General features: G+C 62.0%; 15 protein-coding genes. 13 read left to right on the top strand and 2 right to left on the bottom strand.

Translation table 11 applies throughout. From position 1 onward, the window contains the following. Positions 1–261 precede the first annotated feature (261 nt). The 3 genes from DMX11_RS24115 to DMX11_RS24105 are packed head-to-tail and all read left to right on the top strand — an operon-like array spanning position 262 to position 3,824. Complete coding sequence (locus tag DMX11_RS24115) at positions 262–921, top strand: paraquat-inducible protein A (protein ID WP_110747743.1); 660 nt, start codon at positions 262–264, stop codon at positions 919–921. Continuing rightward, on the top strand, positions 908–1,531 hold the full coding sequence (locus DMX11_RS24110) for a paraquat-inducible protein A (protein ID WP_051096115.1): 624 nt from the start codon (positions 908–910) through the stop codon (positions 1,529–1,531). Before DMX11_RS24115 ends, DMX11_RS24110 begins: the two co-directional genes overlap by 14 nt. Further along, positions 1,524–3,824: a PqiB family protein gene (locus tag DMX11_RS24105; RefSeq protein ID WP_110747740.1), complete on the top strand. Its 2,301-nt coding sequence runs from the start codon at positions 1,524–1,526 to the stop codon at positions 3,822–3,824. Before DMX11_RS24110 ends, DMX11_RS24105 begins: the two co-directional genes overlap by 8 nt. A gap of 132 nt (positions 3,825–3,956) precedes the next feature. Here DMX11_RS24105 and rpsT read toward each other — a convergent pair whose 3' ends face one another. Next, the gene (gene rpsT / locus DMX11_RS24100) at positions 3,957–4,235 is read right to left on the bottom strand and encodes a 30S ribosomal protein S20 (protein ID WP_003247625.1); all 279 of its coding nucleotides are present in this window, start codon (positions 4,233–4,235) and stop codon (positions 3,957–3,959) included. Between the two features lie 250 nt (positions 4,236–4,485). Here rpsT and murJ point away from each other — a divergent pair, with 250 nt between their 5' ends. The 6 genes from murJ to ispH all read left to right on the top strand — a co-directional run bounded on the left by murJ (position 4,486) and on the right by ispH (position 11,820). Beyond that, positions 4,486–6,024 carry a murein biosynthesis integral membrane protein MurJ gene (gene murJ / locus DMX11_RS24095; protein ID WP_110747738.1) on the top strand — a complete coding sequence of 513 codons (1,539 nt, stop codon included), beginning with the start codon at positions 4,486–4,488 and terminating at the stop codon, positions 6,022–6,024. Between the two features lie 118 nt (positions 6,025–6,142). After that, the gene (gene ribF, locus DMX11_RS24090; RefSeq protein ID WP_110747735.1) at positions 6,143–7,093 is read left to right on the top strand and encodes a bifunctional riboflavin kinase/FAD synthetase; all 951 of its coding nucleotides are present in this window, start codon (positions 6,143–6,145) and stop codon (positions 7,091–7,093) included. Beyond that, positions 7,090–9,921 (top strand): isoleucine--tRNA ligase, encoded by a 2,832-nt coding sequence (ileS, locus tag DMX11_RS24085; protein ID WP_110747732.1) that lies wholly within the window; start codon positions 7,090–7,092, stop codon positions 9,919–9,921. The genes ribF and ileS overlap by 4 nt, the downstream gene beginning before the upstream one ends. Further along, a complete protein-coding gene (lspA, locus tag DMX11_RS24080) occupies positions 9,914–10,429 on the top strand; it encodes a signal peptidase II (protein ID WP_014589581.1) in 516 nt (171 codons plus the stop codon). Before ileS ends, lspA begins: the two co-directional genes overlap by 8 nt. Further along, positions 10,422–10,859, top strand: a complete 438-nt coding sequence (gene fkpB / locus DMX11_RS24075) for an FKBP-type peptidyl-prolyl cis-trans isomerase (RefSeq protein ID WP_110747729.1) — start codon at positions 10,422–10,424, stop codon at positions 10,857–10,859. Before lspA ends, fkpB begins: the two co-directional genes overlap by 8 nt. Positions 10,860–10,872: 13 nt before the next feature. Beyond that, positions 10,873–11,820, top strand: a complete 948-nt coding sequence (gene ispH, locus DMX11_RS24070; protein WP_110747727.1) for a 4-hydroxy-3-methylbut-2-enyl diphosphate reductase — start codon at positions 10,873–10,875, stop codon at positions 11,818–11,820. A gap of 76 nt (positions 11,821–11,896) precedes the next feature. Here the strand turns inward: ispH and DMX11_RS24065 are convergent, their stop codons facing one another. After that, positions 11,897–12,379 (bottom strand): GspH/FimT family protein, encoded by a 483-nt coding sequence (locus DMX11_RS24065; RefSeq protein ID WP_110747724.1) that lies wholly within the window; start codon positions 12,377–12,379, stop codon positions 11,897–11,899. A gap of 109 nt (positions 12,380–12,488) precedes the next feature. Between DMX11_RS24065 and DMX11_RS24060 the strand changes: the two genes are divergently transcribed. Genes DMX11_RS24060 through DMX11_RS24045 form a run of 4 tightly spaced genes read left to right on the top strand, consistent with a single transcriptional unit; the run spans position 12,489 to position 14,158 of the window. After that, the gene (locus DMX11_RS24060; protein ID WP_110747720.1) at positions 12,489–12,671 is read left to right on the top strand and encodes a prepilin-type N-terminal cleavage/methylation domain-containing protein; all 183 of its coding nucleotides are present in this window, start codon (positions 12,489–12,491) and stop codon (positions 12,669–12,671) included. Next, positions 12,668–13,306: a PilW family protein gene (locus DMX11_RS24055; RefSeq protein ID WP_110747717.1), complete on the top strand. Its 639-nt coding sequence runs from the start codon at positions 12,668–12,670 to the stop codon at positions 13,304–13,306. The genes DMX11_RS24060 and DMX11_RS24055 overlap by 4 nt, the downstream gene beginning before the upstream one ends. Then, entirely contained in the window at positions 13,303–13,767 is a 465-nt protein-coding gene (locus DMX11_RS24050; protein WP_110747714.1) for a hypothetical protein, read from the top strand. The genes DMX11_RS24055 and DMX11_RS24050 overlap by 4 nt, the downstream gene beginning before the upstream one ends. Before the next feature lies 1 nt (position 13,768). Continuing rightward, positions 13,769–14,158 (top strand): type IV pilin protein, encoded by a 390-nt coding sequence (locus tag DMX11_RS24045; RefSeq protein WP_003247577.1) that lies wholly within the window; start codon positions 13,769–13,771, stop codon positions 14,156–14,158. Positions 14,159–14,186: the final 28 nt, after the last annotated feature.

Raw genomic sequence — 14,186 nt, 5'->3', positions numbered from 1 at the left:
TGAAACGATGCATCGCCGATGGTAGTGTGGGGTTTCCCCATGTGAGAGTAGGTCATCGTCAAGATTCATTTCGCAAAACCCCTATCTGCACATGCAGGTAGGGGTTTTGTCTTTGTGGCCGGAGAAACCTCCAGCCTTGCATGTGCCTGCGGCCAGGCACAGACCACTGTGGGGCTCCTGCAGATTTCCGTGCCATTGTCGCCTCCCACAACCCGAGCCAGACCACTAGAATAGGCTCACGCACCTATTCAGAAGCGCTATATGTCCAATTCTGTCGAACCTGAACCACTGGCCGAGTTGCCGCTGGACGAGCTTGTCGCCTGCCACGAATGCGATTTGCTGCTGCGCAAGCCTGTGCTTCAGCATGATGAAAAAGCCCAATGCCCGCGCTGCGGCTACGAGCTGTACGCGCACCGGCACAATGTGGTCAATCGCAGCCTGGCCCTGGTGCTGACGGCCCTGTTGCTGTTCATTCCGGCCAACTTCCTGCCGATCATGCAGTTGCACCTGCTTGGCCAGACTTCGGATGACACCGTCTGGAGTGGGGTGCTGGGGCTGTACAACTCGGAGATGCGCGGCGTCGCCGCAGTGGTGTTTTTGTGCAGCATGGCCATACCGTTGCTCAAGTTGTTATGCCAGTTGACCGTGTTGTTGAGCATTCGCCTGAACATTGGGCGGGACTATGGGTTGGTGTTCTACCGCCTCTATCACCACGTGCGTGACTGGGGCATGCTCGAGGTCTATTTCATGGGCGTGCTGGTGGCCATCGTCAAACTGGTGGACCTGGCTGAACTGACCGTGGGCCTAGGGTTGTTCTGCTTTATCAGTCTGTTGTTGATCCAGGTGTGGCTGGAAGTAGTGATGTCACCGCACCAGATCTGGAGTGCGCTATCAGGGGAGGACCTGCATGCGGGCGATTGATGCAGGCATTCTGGTCTGCAATGAGTGTCACGAGCTGAACCGGCAAGAGCCAGGCAGTACTTCGCAAACCTGTACACGTTGCGGTGCTATCGTGCATGCGCGCCGACCGAACAGCATCGTGCGTACCTGGGCGCTGCTGATTGCCGCCTCGATCCTGTACATCCCGGCCAACATACTGCCCATCATGACGGTGAGCACCCTTGGCCAGGGCAGCCCGGACACGATCATGTCCGGGGTCATTACCCTGCTCAAGCACGGCATGGTGCCGATTGCGGCCGTGGTGTTCATCGCCAGTATCCTGGTGCCCACGTTCAAGCTGGTGGGCATTGGCTTGCTGCTGTACTCCGTGCAGCGCCGGCAACCGTTATCCGCCCGACAACGGATACTGATGTACCGCTTCATCGAGTTCATTGGGCGCTGGTCCATGCTGGATATCTTCGTCATTGCCATTCTGGTGGCGGTGGTGAATTTCGGCCGGATAGCCAGTGTCGAAGCCAACCTGGGCGCTGTCGCGTTCGCAACTGTGGTGATCCTGACAATGCTTGCCGCTTTAACTTTCGATCCCCGACTGATTTGGGATAACACGGAGTCGGATGACGACCATGAGTGACCTGCCAACGGCTAAAACCCGCCCAGCCTCGAACTGGTCGGCCATCTGGATCCTGCCTTTGATCGCTCTGATGATCGGTGGCTGGCTCGCGTGGCAGGCTTACCGCGATGCCGGTGTAGAAATCGAAGTCCGTTTCGAGTCGGGCGAGGGTATTGTCGCCAACAAGACCGAGGTGATTTACAAAGGCATGCCGGTTGGCAAGGTGAAGAGCCTGGTACTCGACGCCAAGGGTGAGAATCAGGGGGTGATTGCCACCATCGAAATGAACAAGGCTGCCGAGCCGCACCTGACCAAGGGCACGCGCTTCTGGCTGGTGAAGCCCAGTGTCAGCCTGGCGGGGATCTCCGGCCTTGAAACACTGGTGTCAGGTAACTACATTGCCGTCAGCCCAGGTGAGGGGGAGCGTACCAAGCGCTTCACTGCATTGAAGGTGGCGCCGCCGCTGTCAGACAGCGAGCCCGGTTTGCACCTCACTCTCAAGGCTGACCGCTTGGGGTCGCTCAACCGTGACAGCCCGGTGTTCTACAAACAGATCCAGGTTGGCCGGGTGAAAAGCTATCGGCTGTCCGAGGACCAGAGCACTGTGGAGGTCAAAGTCTTCATCGAGCCGGCCTATGCCAGCCTGGTGCGCAAGCACACGCGTTTTTGGAACGCCAGCGGCGTCAGCATCGATGCTTCGCTTTCGGGTGTGAAGGTACGTAGCGAGTCGTTGTCGAGCATCGTCGCGGGTGGTATCGCCTTTGCCACCCCGGAATATCGCAAGGACAGCCCGCCCACCGACCCGAGCCTGCCGTTCCGGCTGTATGAAGACTTCGATGCGGCCCAGGCAGGTATCCGGGTCAAGGTGAAGCTGAGCGATTACGAGGGGCTGCAGGCAGGTCGTACGCCCGTCATGTACAAAGGTATCCAGGTGGGTTCGCTTAAAACCCTCAAGATGGAGGATAACTTAGGGAGTGCATCGGCTGAGCTGACGCTGGACCCGCTGACCGAAGACTACCTGGTGGAGGGCACCCAGTTCTGGGTGGTGAAACCGTCGATCTCCCTGGCGGGTATCACGGGGCTCGAAGCGCTCGTCAAGGGTAACTACATCGCTATTCGCCCGGGCGAGAAGGGCGCACGGCCCGAGCGGGAGTTCGAGGCTCGTGCCAAGGCGCCGCCTCTCGACCTCAAGGCGCCGGGCCTGCATATGGTCTTGTTCGCCGATACCCTGGGCTCGCTGGAGGTGGGCAGCCCCGTGATGTACCGTCAGGTAAAGGTGGGTAGCGTGCAAAGCTACCAGTTCGCCCGCAACAGCAGCCGCATCCTTATCGGTGTGCATATCGAGAAAGAATACGAAAAGTTGGTCAACGGCTCGTCGCGTTTCTGGAATGTCAGTGGTATCACCCTCACCGGTGGTCTGTCGGGCATCAAGATCAAGAGCGAGTCGCTCCAAACGCTGATGGCCGGGGGTATTGCCTTCGATACGCCGCGTCCCGACGTGGCGCTGAAGCGGCATATTCCGCGCTTCCGCCTGCATGACAGCCAGGAAGCGGTCAACCGCGCTGGCACGTTGATCACCATCCGCGTAGATCGTGCCGACGGCTTGAAGCCGGGTACGGCCATTCGCTTCCGCGGCCTGGATGTTGGCAGTATCGAAAGTGTCGACCTCACCGACGACCTGCAGGCAGTGCTGCTGCGAGCGCGTATCACCGAAGCGGCAGACCGCATTGCCCGGGCCGGTACGCAGTTCTGGGTGGTCAAGCCAGCGCTGGGCCTGGTGCGCACCGAGAACCTGGATACCTTGATTGGTGGGCAGTACCTGGAAGTGCAGCCTGCGGCCAAGGATCGCGGTCCGCAGCGTGACTTCATCGCCTTGGCCGATGCCCCACAGGTGGCGGGGCCAGAGGTTGGCCTGCCATTGACGCTCAGCGCGCCGCGCCGTGGCTCGATCAAGCCGGGTGTGCCGGTAACCTACCGTGAGGTTGCGGTGGGCAAGGTGACGGGCTTCGAGCTGGGCCAGAGTGCTGACCGGGTACTGATCCATATCCTCATCGAGCCGCGCTATGCCACCTTGGTGCGCAGCGGCAGCCGCTTCTGGAACAGCAGTGGCTTCGGTTTCGACTGGGGGCTGTTCAAGGGTGCGACAGTGCGGACCGAGTCGGTGGAGACCCTGATCGATGGCGGTATCGCCTTTGCGACGCCGGAGGGTGAGCAGATGGGTAACCCGGCCCGGCCGCAGCAGACCTTTGCCTTGTTCGACAAGGCCGAAGATCAATGGCTGCAGTGGGCGCCGAAGATTCAGATAGCCAAGTAGCGTAAAAGTAGGGCCGCCAAGCGCGGCCCCGCTTCCACAGGGATCGAGTCCCATAAGGTGCTGTGCCTGCAGTCATAAATTGCAGGCAACAAAAAGCCGACCCTAGGGTCGGCTTTTCGACTTGCACGTCGCTTAGGCAGCTGCAGCTTCTTTCAGCGCCTTGATGTGGCCATTCAGACGGCCTTTGTGACGAGCAGCCTTGTTCTTGTGGATGATACCCTTGTCGGCCATACGGTCGATTACAGGTACAGCCAGAACGTAAGCGGCTTGTGCTTTTTCAGCGTCTTTTGCGTCAATGGCTTTAACTACATTCTTGATGTAGGTGCGGACCATGGAACGCAGGCTGGCGTTGTGGCTGCGACGCTTCTCAGCCTGTTTTGCACGTTTCTTGGCGGAAGGTGTGTTGGCCACCGTCGAGCTCCTCGAAAGACTTTAGGTAAATAGCAAACAAAATAGGCCGCGAATCATGCCGATCAGTCGAGCGGATGTCAAGGCCACCTGCAAGGTTCCGCCGAGCGGTGCGCCAACAAGCGGGAAAGATTCCTTTCTGCTGCGCGACCTGTACACTCGGGAATTTTTGGCTCCCCTGCGAAGGCGCGGGAGTATCGCACATTCGGACGCTGTCTGGCAGCGTCCTCTGTCATTGGCGTGAATCTTTTCGATGAACCTGCTCAAATCCCTGGCTGCAGTAAGCTCGATCACCATGATTTCGCGGGTGCTGGGCTTCGTTCGCGACACCATCCTGGCGCGGATCTTTGGTGCCGGCGTCGCTACCGACGCCTTCTTCATTGCGTTCAAGCTCCCCAACCTGCTGCGGCGTATCTTTGCCGAAGGCGCTTTTTCCCAAGCCTTTGTGCCGATCCTGGCCGAATACAAGACTCAGCAAGGCGAGGAGGCGACCCGCACCTTCGTTGCTTATGTCAGCGGCCTGCTGACGCTGGTCCTGGCACTGGTGACCGCCATCGGTATCCTGGCGGCGCCATGGGTGGTGTGGGCAACGGCCCCGGGCTTTGTCGACAGCGCCGAAAAATACCAACTGACCACCGATCTGCTGCGGGTGACCTTTCCTTATATATTGCTGATCTCGCTGTCTTCCCTGGCCGGCGCAATCCTCAATACCTGGAACCGTTTCTCGGTACCGGCCTTTACCCCGACGCTGCTGAACGTGGCGATGATCGCCTTCGCCGTGTTGCTCACGCCGTACTTCAACCCACCGATAATGGCCCTGGCGTGGGGGGTGCTGGCCGGTGGGCTGGCGCAGCTGTTGTATCAACTGCCGGCGCTGAAAAAGATCGGCATGCTCGTACTGCCGCGGCTGAACCTGCGCGATGCCGGGGTCTGGCGGGTACTGAAGCAGATGCTGCCGGCGATTCTCGGGGTATCGGTGAGCCAGATCTCGCTGATCATCAACACCATCTTCGCCTCGTTCCTGGTAGCCGGCTCGGTGTCGTGGATGTACTACGCCGACCGCCTCATGGAGCTGCCTTCGGGCGTGCTGGGGGTGGCCCTGGGGACCATCCTGCTACCGACCCTGGCCAAGACCTACGCCAACAAGGACCGCGAGGAGTACTCGCGGATTCTCGACTGGGGCCTGCGGCTGTGCTTCCTGCTGGTACTGCCGTGTACCCTGGCGCTGGCCATTCTTGCCGAGCCGCTGACCGTCGCGTTGTTCCAATATGGCAAGTTCAGTGCGTTTGATGCGGCCATGACCCAGCGGGCGCTGATGGCCTATTCGGTCGGCTTGCTGGCGATCATTCTGGTCAAGGTACTGGCACCCGGCTTCTATGCGCAGCAGAATATCCGCACACCGGTGAAGATCGCGGTCTTCACTCTGGTCTGCACCCAGCTGTTCAACCTGGCGCTGGTTGGCCCGCTCGCACATGCAGGTCTGGCATTGGCGATCAGCCTCGGCGCCTGCCTGAATGCCGGCTTGCTGTTCTGGAAGCTGCGCAGCCAGCAGTTGTTCGAGCCGCAGCCGGGCTGGGCCATGTTCCTGCTCAAGCTGGTGTTGGCGGTGACGCTGATGTCGGCCGTGCTGCTGGCGGGCATGCACTATATGCCGGCCTGGGAGCAGGGCATCATGCCTGAACGCTTCATGCGCCTCGGGGCGCTGATCCTGGCGGGTGTCGTAGCCTATTTCGGTTGCCTGTACCTGTGTGGTTTCCGGCCCCGGCATTTCGCCCGCAAGGCCTTGCACTAAGGCTTCGGGCGGGTCAGGCGTCGGTTTTTAGCATTCCACGCCGCCCTTGGGCGCTGCTGCCTGTCACCGGCGCCCGGGTGTGGTTATAATCGGCCACTTTATGAGCAAGAAGCGCGTTATGCAGCTGGTTCGAGGTCTTCACAACCTGCACCCCGAGCACCGGGGCTGTGTCGCCACCATTGGCAACTTCGACGGGGTTCACCGCGGCCACCAGGCAATCCTGGCGCGCCTGCGCGAGCGCGGCCAGGCCTTGGGCCTGCCGACCTGCGTGGTGATTTTCGAACCGCAACCACGCGAGTATTTCGCCCCCGATACCGCACCGCCGCGCCTGGCCCGCCTGCGCGACAAGGTCGAGTTACTGGCTGCCGAGGGCGTCGACCGGGTGCTGTGCCTGGCCTTCAACCAGCGCTTGAGCAAGCTCAGCGCCGATGCCTTCGTCAAGGCCATCCTGGTGGATGGCTTGGGCGTGCGGCATCTCGAAGTGGGCGATGACTTCCGCTTTGGCTGCGACCGCGCCGGCGACTTCGCCTTCCTGGTCGAGGCCGGCAATCGCTACGGTTTCACCGTCGAGGCTGCCAACACGGTGATCCAGGACGGCCTGCGGGTCAGCAGTACCGAAGTGCGCACGGCCCTGGCCGAAGGCGACTTCGAGCTGGCCGAGCACCTCCTGGGCCGCCCATACCGCATTACCGGCCGCGTGCTGCACGGCCAGAAGCTGGCACGCCAGCTCGGCACACCTACCGCCAACATCCAGCTCAAGCGCCGCCGCGTACCGCTGTCCGGGGTCTACCTGGCCAGCATCGAAATCGACGGCAAGGCCTGGCCGGGTGTGGGCAATATTGGCATGCGTCCCACCGTTGCCGGTGATGGGCGCCCGCACCTGGAGATTCATCTTCTGGATTTTGCCGGCGACCTGTATGGCCGGCGTCTGACGGTGGAGTTCCACCACAAGCTGCGTGAAGAGCAGCGATTCGCCTCCCTGGAGGCGCTGAAGTCGGCGATCGATGCGGATATCGCCGCCGCACGTGCACATTGGCACGCTCAACCGCTAACGAAGAGCCTGAAATGACCGACTACAAAGCCACGCTTAACCTTCCGGACACCGCCTTCCCCATGAAGGCCGGCCTGCCTCAGCGCGAACCGCAGATACTGCAGCGCTGGGACAGCATTGGCCTGTACCAGAAGCTGCGCGAAATTGGCAAGGATCGTCCCAAGTTCGTCCTGCACGACGGCCCGCCCTATGCCAACGGCAAGATTCACATCGGTCATGCGCTGAACAAGATCCTCAAGGACATGATCGTCCGTTCCAAGACCCTGGCCGGCTTCGATGCGCCGTACGTGCCAGGCTGGGACTGCCATGGCCTGCCGATCGAGCACAAGGTCGAGGTTACCCACGGCAAGCACCTCTCCGCCGACCGCACCCGCGAGCTGTGCCGCGAGTACGCTGCCGAGCAGATCGAAGGGCAGAAGACCGAATTCATTCGCCTGGGCGTGCTGGGGGACTGGGACAACCCGTACAAGACCATGAACTTCGCCAACGAAGCTGGCGAAATCCGCGCACTGGCCGAAATGGTCAAGCAAGGCTTCGTGTTCAAGGGCCTGAAGCCGGTGAACTGGTGCTTCGACTGCGGTTCGGCCCTGGCCGAGGCGGAAGTCGAGTACGCCGACAAGAAATCCCAGACCATCGACGTGGCCTTCCCGGTCGCCGACGAAGCCAAGCTGGCTGCCGCCTTCGGCCTGGCGTCGCTGGCCAAGCCTGCCGCCATCGTGATCTGGACCACCACCCCGTGGACCATCCCGGCCAACCAGGCGCTGAATATCCATCCGGAGTTCACGTACGCCCTGGTCGATACCGGCGAGCGCCTGCTGGTGCTGGCTGAGGAGCTGGTCGAGTCGTGCCTCAAACGCTACAACCTGGAAGGCTCGGTCATCGCTACCGCCCAGGGTTCGGCGCTGGAGCTGGTCAACTTCCGTCACCCGTTCTACGACCGCCTGTCGCCGGTGTACCTGGCCGACTACGTCGAACTGGGCGCCGGCACCGGCGTGGTGCACTCCGCGCCAGCCTACGGTGAAGACGACTTCGTTACCTGCAAGCGCTATGGCATGGTCAACGACGACATCCTCACCCCGGTGCAGAGCAACGGCGTGTATGTCGAGTCGCTGCCATTCTTCGGCGGCCAGTTCATCTGGAAGGCCAACCCGGCCATCGTCGACAAGCTGAGCGAAGTCGGTGCGCTGATGCATACCGAAACCATCAGCCACAGCTACATGCACTGCTGGCGTCACAAGACCCCGCTGATCTACCGCGCCACCGCGCAGTGGTTCGTCGGCATGGACAAGCAGCCAAGCACTGGCGAGCCGCTGCGTGAGCGCGCACTGAAAGCCATCGAAGACACCAAGTTCGTCCCGGCCTGGGGCCAGGCGCGCCTGCATTCGATGATCGCCAACCGCCCGGACTGGTGCATCTCGCGTCAACGCAACTGGGGCGTACCGATCCCGTTCTTCCTGCACAAGCAGACCGGCGAGTTGCACCCGCGCACCGTCGAGCTGATGGAAGAGGTGGCCAAGCGCGTCGAACAGCAAGGCATCGAAGCCTGGTTCAAGCTGGACGCCGCCGAACTGCTGGGCGCTGAAGCCGACCAGTACGACAAGATCGCCGACACCCTCGACGTGTGGTTCGACTCCGGTACCACCCACTGGCACGTATTGCGTGGCTCGCACGACATCGGCCACGCCACCGGCCCGCGCGCTGACCTGTACCTGGAAGGTTCCGACCAACACCGCGGCTGGTTCCACTCGTCCTTGCTGACCGGTTGCGCGATCGACAACCACGCGCCGTACCGCGAGCTGCTGACCCACGGCTTCACCGTGGACGAAAACGGCCGCAAGATGTCCAAATCGCTGGGTAACACCATCGAGCCGGAAAAGGTCAACAACACCCTGGGTGCCGACATTCTGCGCCTGTGGGTTTCGGCCACCGATTATTCCGGTGAAATGGCCGTTTCCGAGCAGATCCTGCAGCGCAGTGCCGACGCCTACCGGCGTATCCGTAATACCGCACGCTTCCTGCTGTCCAACCTGTCCGGCTTCGACCCGGCCCGCGACCTGCTGGCCCCGGAAGACATGCTGGCGCTGGACCGCTGGGCCGTTGACCGTACCCTGCTGCTGCAACGCGAACTGGAAGAGCACTACAGCGAGTACCGTTTCTGGAACGTCTACTCCAAAGTGCATAACTTCTGCGTACAGGAGCTGGGCGGCTTCTACCTCGACATCATCAAGGACCGCCAGTACACCACCGGCGCCAACAGTGTCGCCCGCCGTTCCTGCCAGACTGCGCTGTACCACATCAGCGAGGCGCTGGTGCGTTGGATCGCGCCGATCCTGGCGTTCACCGCCGACGAAATCTGGCAGTACCTGCCGGGCGAGCGCAACGAGTCGGTCATGCTCAACGGCTGGTACCAGGGCCTGAGCGAGCTGCCGGAAGGCACCGAGCTGGACCGCGCCTACTGGGACCGCGTCATGGCCGTGAAGGCATCGGTCAACAAGGAGCTGGAAAACCAGCGCACCGCCAAGGTCATCGGCGGCAACCTGCAAGCCGAAGTGACCCTGTTCGCCGACGAAGGCCTGAGCGCCGACCTGGGCAAGCTGGGTGACGAACTGCGCTTCGTGCTGATCACCTCGGCCGCCAGCGTGGTGCCATTCGCCCAGGCCCCGGCCGAAGCGGTCGCCACCGAAGTCGAAGGCCTCAAGCTGCAAGTGGTCAAATCCGGCCACACCAAGTGCGGCCGTTGCTGGCACTTCCGCGCCGACGTCGGTAGCCACCCGGAGCATCCGGAAATCTGCGGCCGTTGCGTCGACAACCTGACCGGCTCGGGTGAGGTACGCCACTATGCCTAACCCTGCAGCGGGGCGCTTCGGGCGCCTTGCATGGCTGTGGCTGAGCTTGCTGGTCCTGGTCGTCGACCAGGCCACCAAGCTGTACTTCAACAACGCCCTGACCATGTACCAGCAGATCGTGGTCATTCCTGACTACTTCAGCTGGACCCTGGCCTACAACACCGGTGCCGCCTTCAGCTTCCTGGCTGACGGTGCGGGTTGGCAGCGCTGGTTGTTCGCCCTGATCGCCGTGGTGGTCAGCGCGGTGCTGGTAGTGTGGCTCAAGCGCCTGGGGCGCAACGAGACATGGCTGGCCGTGGCGCTGGCGCTGGTGCTGGGTGGGGCGATTGGCAATCTGTACGACCGCATCGTACTGGGCCATGTGGTCGACTTCATCCTGGTGCACTGGCAGAACCGCCATTACTTCCCGGCCTTCAACGTGGCCGACAGCGCCATCACCGTTGGTGCGGTAATGCTGGCGCTGGATATGTTCAAGAGCAAGAAGTCCGAGGATCCGGTCCATGACTGACACCCGTATCGGCCAGAACACCGAAGTCACCCTGCACTTCGCGCTGCACCTGGAAAACGGCGACACCGTCGACAGCACCTTCGACAAGGCCCCGGCTACTTTCAAAGTGGGCGATGGCAACCTGTTGCCTGGCTTTGAAAACGCCCTGTTCGGCTTCAAGGCCGGTGACAAGCGTACGGTAGTGGTGGCGCCGGAGAACGCCTTCGGCCAGCCCAACCCGCAAAACGTGCAAGTCATGCCGCGGTCCAATTTCGAGGGCATGGAGCTGTCCGAAGGGCTGCTGATCATCTTCAACGACGCCGCCAACACCGAGCTGCCGGGTGTGGTCAAAGCGTTCGACGATGACCAGGTGACCATCGACTTCAATCACCCACTGGCTGGCAAGCCCCTGACCTTCGAGGTGGAGATCCTCGAGGTGAAGGCCCTGTAGCCTGGAGCCGAGCATGCAAATCAAACTCGCCAACCCTCGCGGCTTTTGCGCTGGGGTCGACCGGGCGATCGAGATCGTCAACCGCGCGTTGGAAGTCTTCGGCCCGCCAATCTATGTGCGCCACGAAGTGGTGCACAACAAGTTCGTGGTGGAAGACTTGCGTAACCGTGGCGCCGTCTTCGTCGAAGAGCTGGACCAGGTGCCGGACGATGTCATCGTCATCTTCAGTGCCCACGGTGTTTCCCAGGCAGTGCGCCAGGAAGCCGCTGGCCGTGGCCTGAAGGTGTTCGATGCCACCTGCCCGCTGGTGACCAAGGTGCACATCGAGGTTGCCAAGTACAGCCGCGATGGCCGTGAGTGCATTCTCATCGGCCACGAGGGGCACCCGGAAGTCGAAGGCACCATGGGCCAGTACGACCCCAGCAATGGTGGCGCTATCTACCTTGTCGAAGACGAGGAAGATGTGGCCAACCTGCAGGTGCGCGACCCGGACCACCTGGCCTTCGTCACCCAGACTACGCTGTCGATGGATGACACCAGCCGTGTTATCGACGCCTTGCGTGCGCGCTTCCCGAATATCGGCGGCCCGCGCAAGGACGACATCTGCTACGCCACGCAAAACCGCCAGGACGCCGTCAAGCAACTGGCCGGTGAAAGCGACGTGGTACTGGTGGTCGGCAGCCCGAACAGCTCAAACTCCAACCGCCTGCGCGAGCTGGCCGAGCGTATGGGCACCCCGGCCTACCTGATCGACGGTGCCGAGGACTTGCAGCGCGACTGGTTCGACCAGGCCGCACGGATTGGCATCACCGCCGGTGCTTCGGCCCCCGAAGTGCTGGTGCGTGGCGTGATCGAGCAGCTCAAGGCCTGGGGCGCTACCGGCGCTGAAGAGCTGGACGGGCGTGAAGAGAACATCACCTTCTCGATGCCCAAAGAGCTGCGGGTTCGCTCGCTGATCTGACGGGCTGTACCGCCGCCCATGCAGGGGCTGCTTTGCAGCCCTTGCGCGACCCAAGACCGTTCCTGCAATGACCACGCTAGCAGCGGTCATTGCTCCGGTCCTGCGTAAGCACCCTGACTCTACCGCTTGATGCCAACGCCACTTGATATCGGCTGCGAGCAGAGGCGCGTTCGCACATTTCCAGTGTCGCGCCCAACCAGCTGTTGCCCGGCGTCACTGGCACGCCCAGCGCACTGAATTTGAACTGCTCACCGCGATTGCTGGTTATTTTCAGCGACTTTGCAAGGCGCTGTTCGCGTAGCACCTGGCGGTTATGCTCCAACACTACCCGCCAACCATTCCCCCAGTTGCCGTCCAGCGCCGACACCAGCACCGGCTGGCTTTGCAGCATGGCATGGCTGCGTGCACTGCGCAGCGCCTGCGCCAGATCACGGGCAGCCGCAGCCCGGTGTAGGTCATCGCTCATTCGGGCGTAGGCCGGCATGCCCAGCTGAGTCAGCAAGACCGCCACGGCCAAGGCCGACAACATTTGTATCAGTGTTACGCCACGTTGCTTCACCGTGCATTCCTCCCTGGACGTGCTTGGCTGTAGCTTCCTGGCGGTTGGACAAGAGGTCCAGTCGCCCAAGTTGAAAGCAATGACGGGAAAAGTCGCAGGAGGTGCAGGGATGCACGCAAGGCAAGGGGGCATGACGCTTCTGGAAGTGTTGTTGGCGGTCGTGGTCGTGGCCGCAGGCCTGTTCGCAACGGCTGCGATGCAGTTGCAGGCATTACAGGCAGCGGACAGCGCGCGCCGGGATGCACAGGCGGCGATGGCGCTGCACAGCGACCATGAGCGCAAGCGGCGATGAGGCGCTGCCTGGCAGGGTTTGGATTGCTTGAGATGGTGCTGGCGCTGGCGATCGGATTGGTGCTGCTGGCGGCGGCCAGTCAGCTTTTTGTCTCTGCGCACCAGACTTGGCGCCTACAAAGTACGGCAGTGCGTATGCAGGATGCCGCGCGGTTTGCGTTACTGCGCATGGCGCAGGATATCCGCATGGCTGGGATGTTCGGTTGCCTGCGCCTGGGCCCAGACGACTTTCTGGTCCCCGGGGCGGAGCAGGCCTTTGCCCGGCCCTTGTCGAGCGGCCCGTCAAGTTTGAGCCTGGTCGTCGCTGAGTTACCAGGTTATGCCGGCGACCCCGACTGGACCTTGCTGACAAACTGTATCAACAAGGTGGAGGTACACAAGGCGCGCGCGCAAGGTAGCGACAAGCTTATGGCTGTGCCTGTCAGCCGGCATCGCTATGTTCAGGTTGGAAGTACGCTTTACTTCGCGCGGCGCGGTCGCAATCAGCCCTTGGTCGATCACGTGCGCGAACTGCGTGTGGTGCAGGTGGCTGGAGAGCGGATCGATCTTCAGCTGACATTGTATGAGCCGACCTTGCAGCTTGAGCAGCATCATGCGCTGAGCGTGGCATTGCGTAACCCGGTGCCGGCTTCATGAACCGCCAGCGGGGTGTTGTCCTGTTGTTGGCGTTGGTGCTCAGCGTCCTGCTGGGCCTGCTTGCCGCATCTGCCCTGCGTGATGCGCTGGTGGAAACGCGGATGACCGGCTACCTGAGCGATGGCCTGCTGGCGCTGGAAGAGGCTGAGGCCACTTTACTGGCCGGGGAGCGCGAACTTGAACGAGCGCCCCCTGACGATTGTAACGCGTGCCTGCCGCCGCCCAGGCCGCACGATCTGGTTGGACAGTGGCAAGGTACCCAGACCGGCTTTTTCATGCTGCAGAACCTGGGTGTCAGCACATGTGCCGCGCACATGCCCGAACGGCAGCCGGTTCGCCTGTTCCGGATTACCGCTGTCAGCAAGCAAAGCCGCTCAAGGCATGTACTGGAGGCGGTCTACGCCGTGGCAGGCAATCAAACCCAACGCATCACCTGGCGGCAAAGATTGCGAGGAGACTGACATGCAGCAAGGCTTGAGCCTGATCGAGTTGTTGATTGTGCTGGCCGTGACCGGCATTCTGGCAGCCATTGCCTACCCCAGTTACAGCGACCAGCTTCGGCGAGCCGCGCGCAGCGAAGTGGTTGGCCTGCTGCACGATGCTGCCCTGCGTCTGGAGCGCCACCGCGTGCGCACTGGCCAATACGCCGAGGGCGACCTGGTCTTGCCCGAAGGCACCCGCTACTACAGCCTGCAGGCCCAGCGCGACAGTGACACCTTCACACTGCGCGCCCGGCGGCTACCGCATGGGCTGATGGCGCAGGATGGCTGCGGCGATTTCCAGCTCGACCAGGCTGGCATGCAGCGCAATCCGGGCGCCGTTGAGCACAGCACGCACTGCTGGGGAAGCTGAAGGTTCAATGATGCCCGGTGCATCGCGG

The sequence above is a fragment of the Pseudomonas sp. LB-090624 genome, from assembly GCF_003205205.1.
Lineage (GTDB): Bacteria > Pseudomonadota > Gammaproteobacteria > Pseudomonadales > Pseudomonadaceae > Aquipseudomonas.
The sequence above is the reverse complement of the archived record's forward strand: the minus strand, read 5'-3'. Positions and strand labels throughout refer to the sequence as shown.

Coding starts and splice junctions, on each gene's coding strand:
- DMX11_RS24115 (WP_110747743.1), top strand. CDS start 262: ATGTCCAATTCTGTCGAACCTGAACCACTGGCCGAGTTGCCGCTGGAC.
- DMX11_RS24110 (WP_051096115.1), top strand. CDS start 908: ATGCGGGCGATTGATGCAGGCATTCTGGTCTGCAATGAGTGTCACGAG.
- DMX11_RS24105 (WP_110747740.1), top strand. CDS start 1,524: ATGAGTGACCTGCCAACGGCTAAAACCCGCCCAGCCTCGAACTGGTCG.
- murJ (WP_110747738.1), top strand. CDS start 4,486: ATGAACCTGCTCAAATCCCTGGCTGCAGTAAGCTCGATCACCATGATT.
- ribF (WP_110747735.1), top strand. CDS start 6,143: ATGCAGCTGGTTCGAGGTCTTCACAACCTGCACCCCGAGCACCGGGGC.
- ileS (WP_110747732.1), top strand. CDS start 7,090: ATGACCGACTACAAAGCCACGCTTAACCTTCCGGACACCGCCTTCCCC.
- lspA (WP_014589581.1), top strand. CDS start 9,914: ATGCCTAACCCTGCAGCGGGGCGCTTCGGGCGCCTTGCATGGCTGTGG.
- fkpB (WP_110747729.1), top strand. CDS start 10,422: ATGACTGACACCCGTATCGGCCAGAACACCGAAGTCACCCTGCACTTC.
- ispH (WP_110747727.1), top strand. CDS start 10,873: ATGCAAATCAAACTCGCCAACCCTCGCGGCTTTTGCGCTGGGGTCGAC.
- DMX11_RS24060 (WP_110747720.1), top strand. CDS start 12,489: ATGCACGCAAGGCAAGGGGGCATGACGCTTCTGGAAGTGTTGTTGGCG.
- DMX11_RS24055 (WP_110747717.1), top strand. CDS start 12,668: ATGAGGCGCTGCCTGGCAGGGTTTGGATTGCTTGAGATGGTGCTGGCG.
- DMX11_RS24050 (WP_110747714.1), top strand. CDS start 13,303: ATGAACCGCCAGCGGGGTGTTGTCCTGTTGTTGGCGTTGGTGCTCAGC.
- DMX11_RS24045 (WP_003247577.1), top strand. CDS start 13,769: ATGCAGCAAGGCTTGAGCCTGATCGAGTTGTTGATTGTGCTGGCCGTG.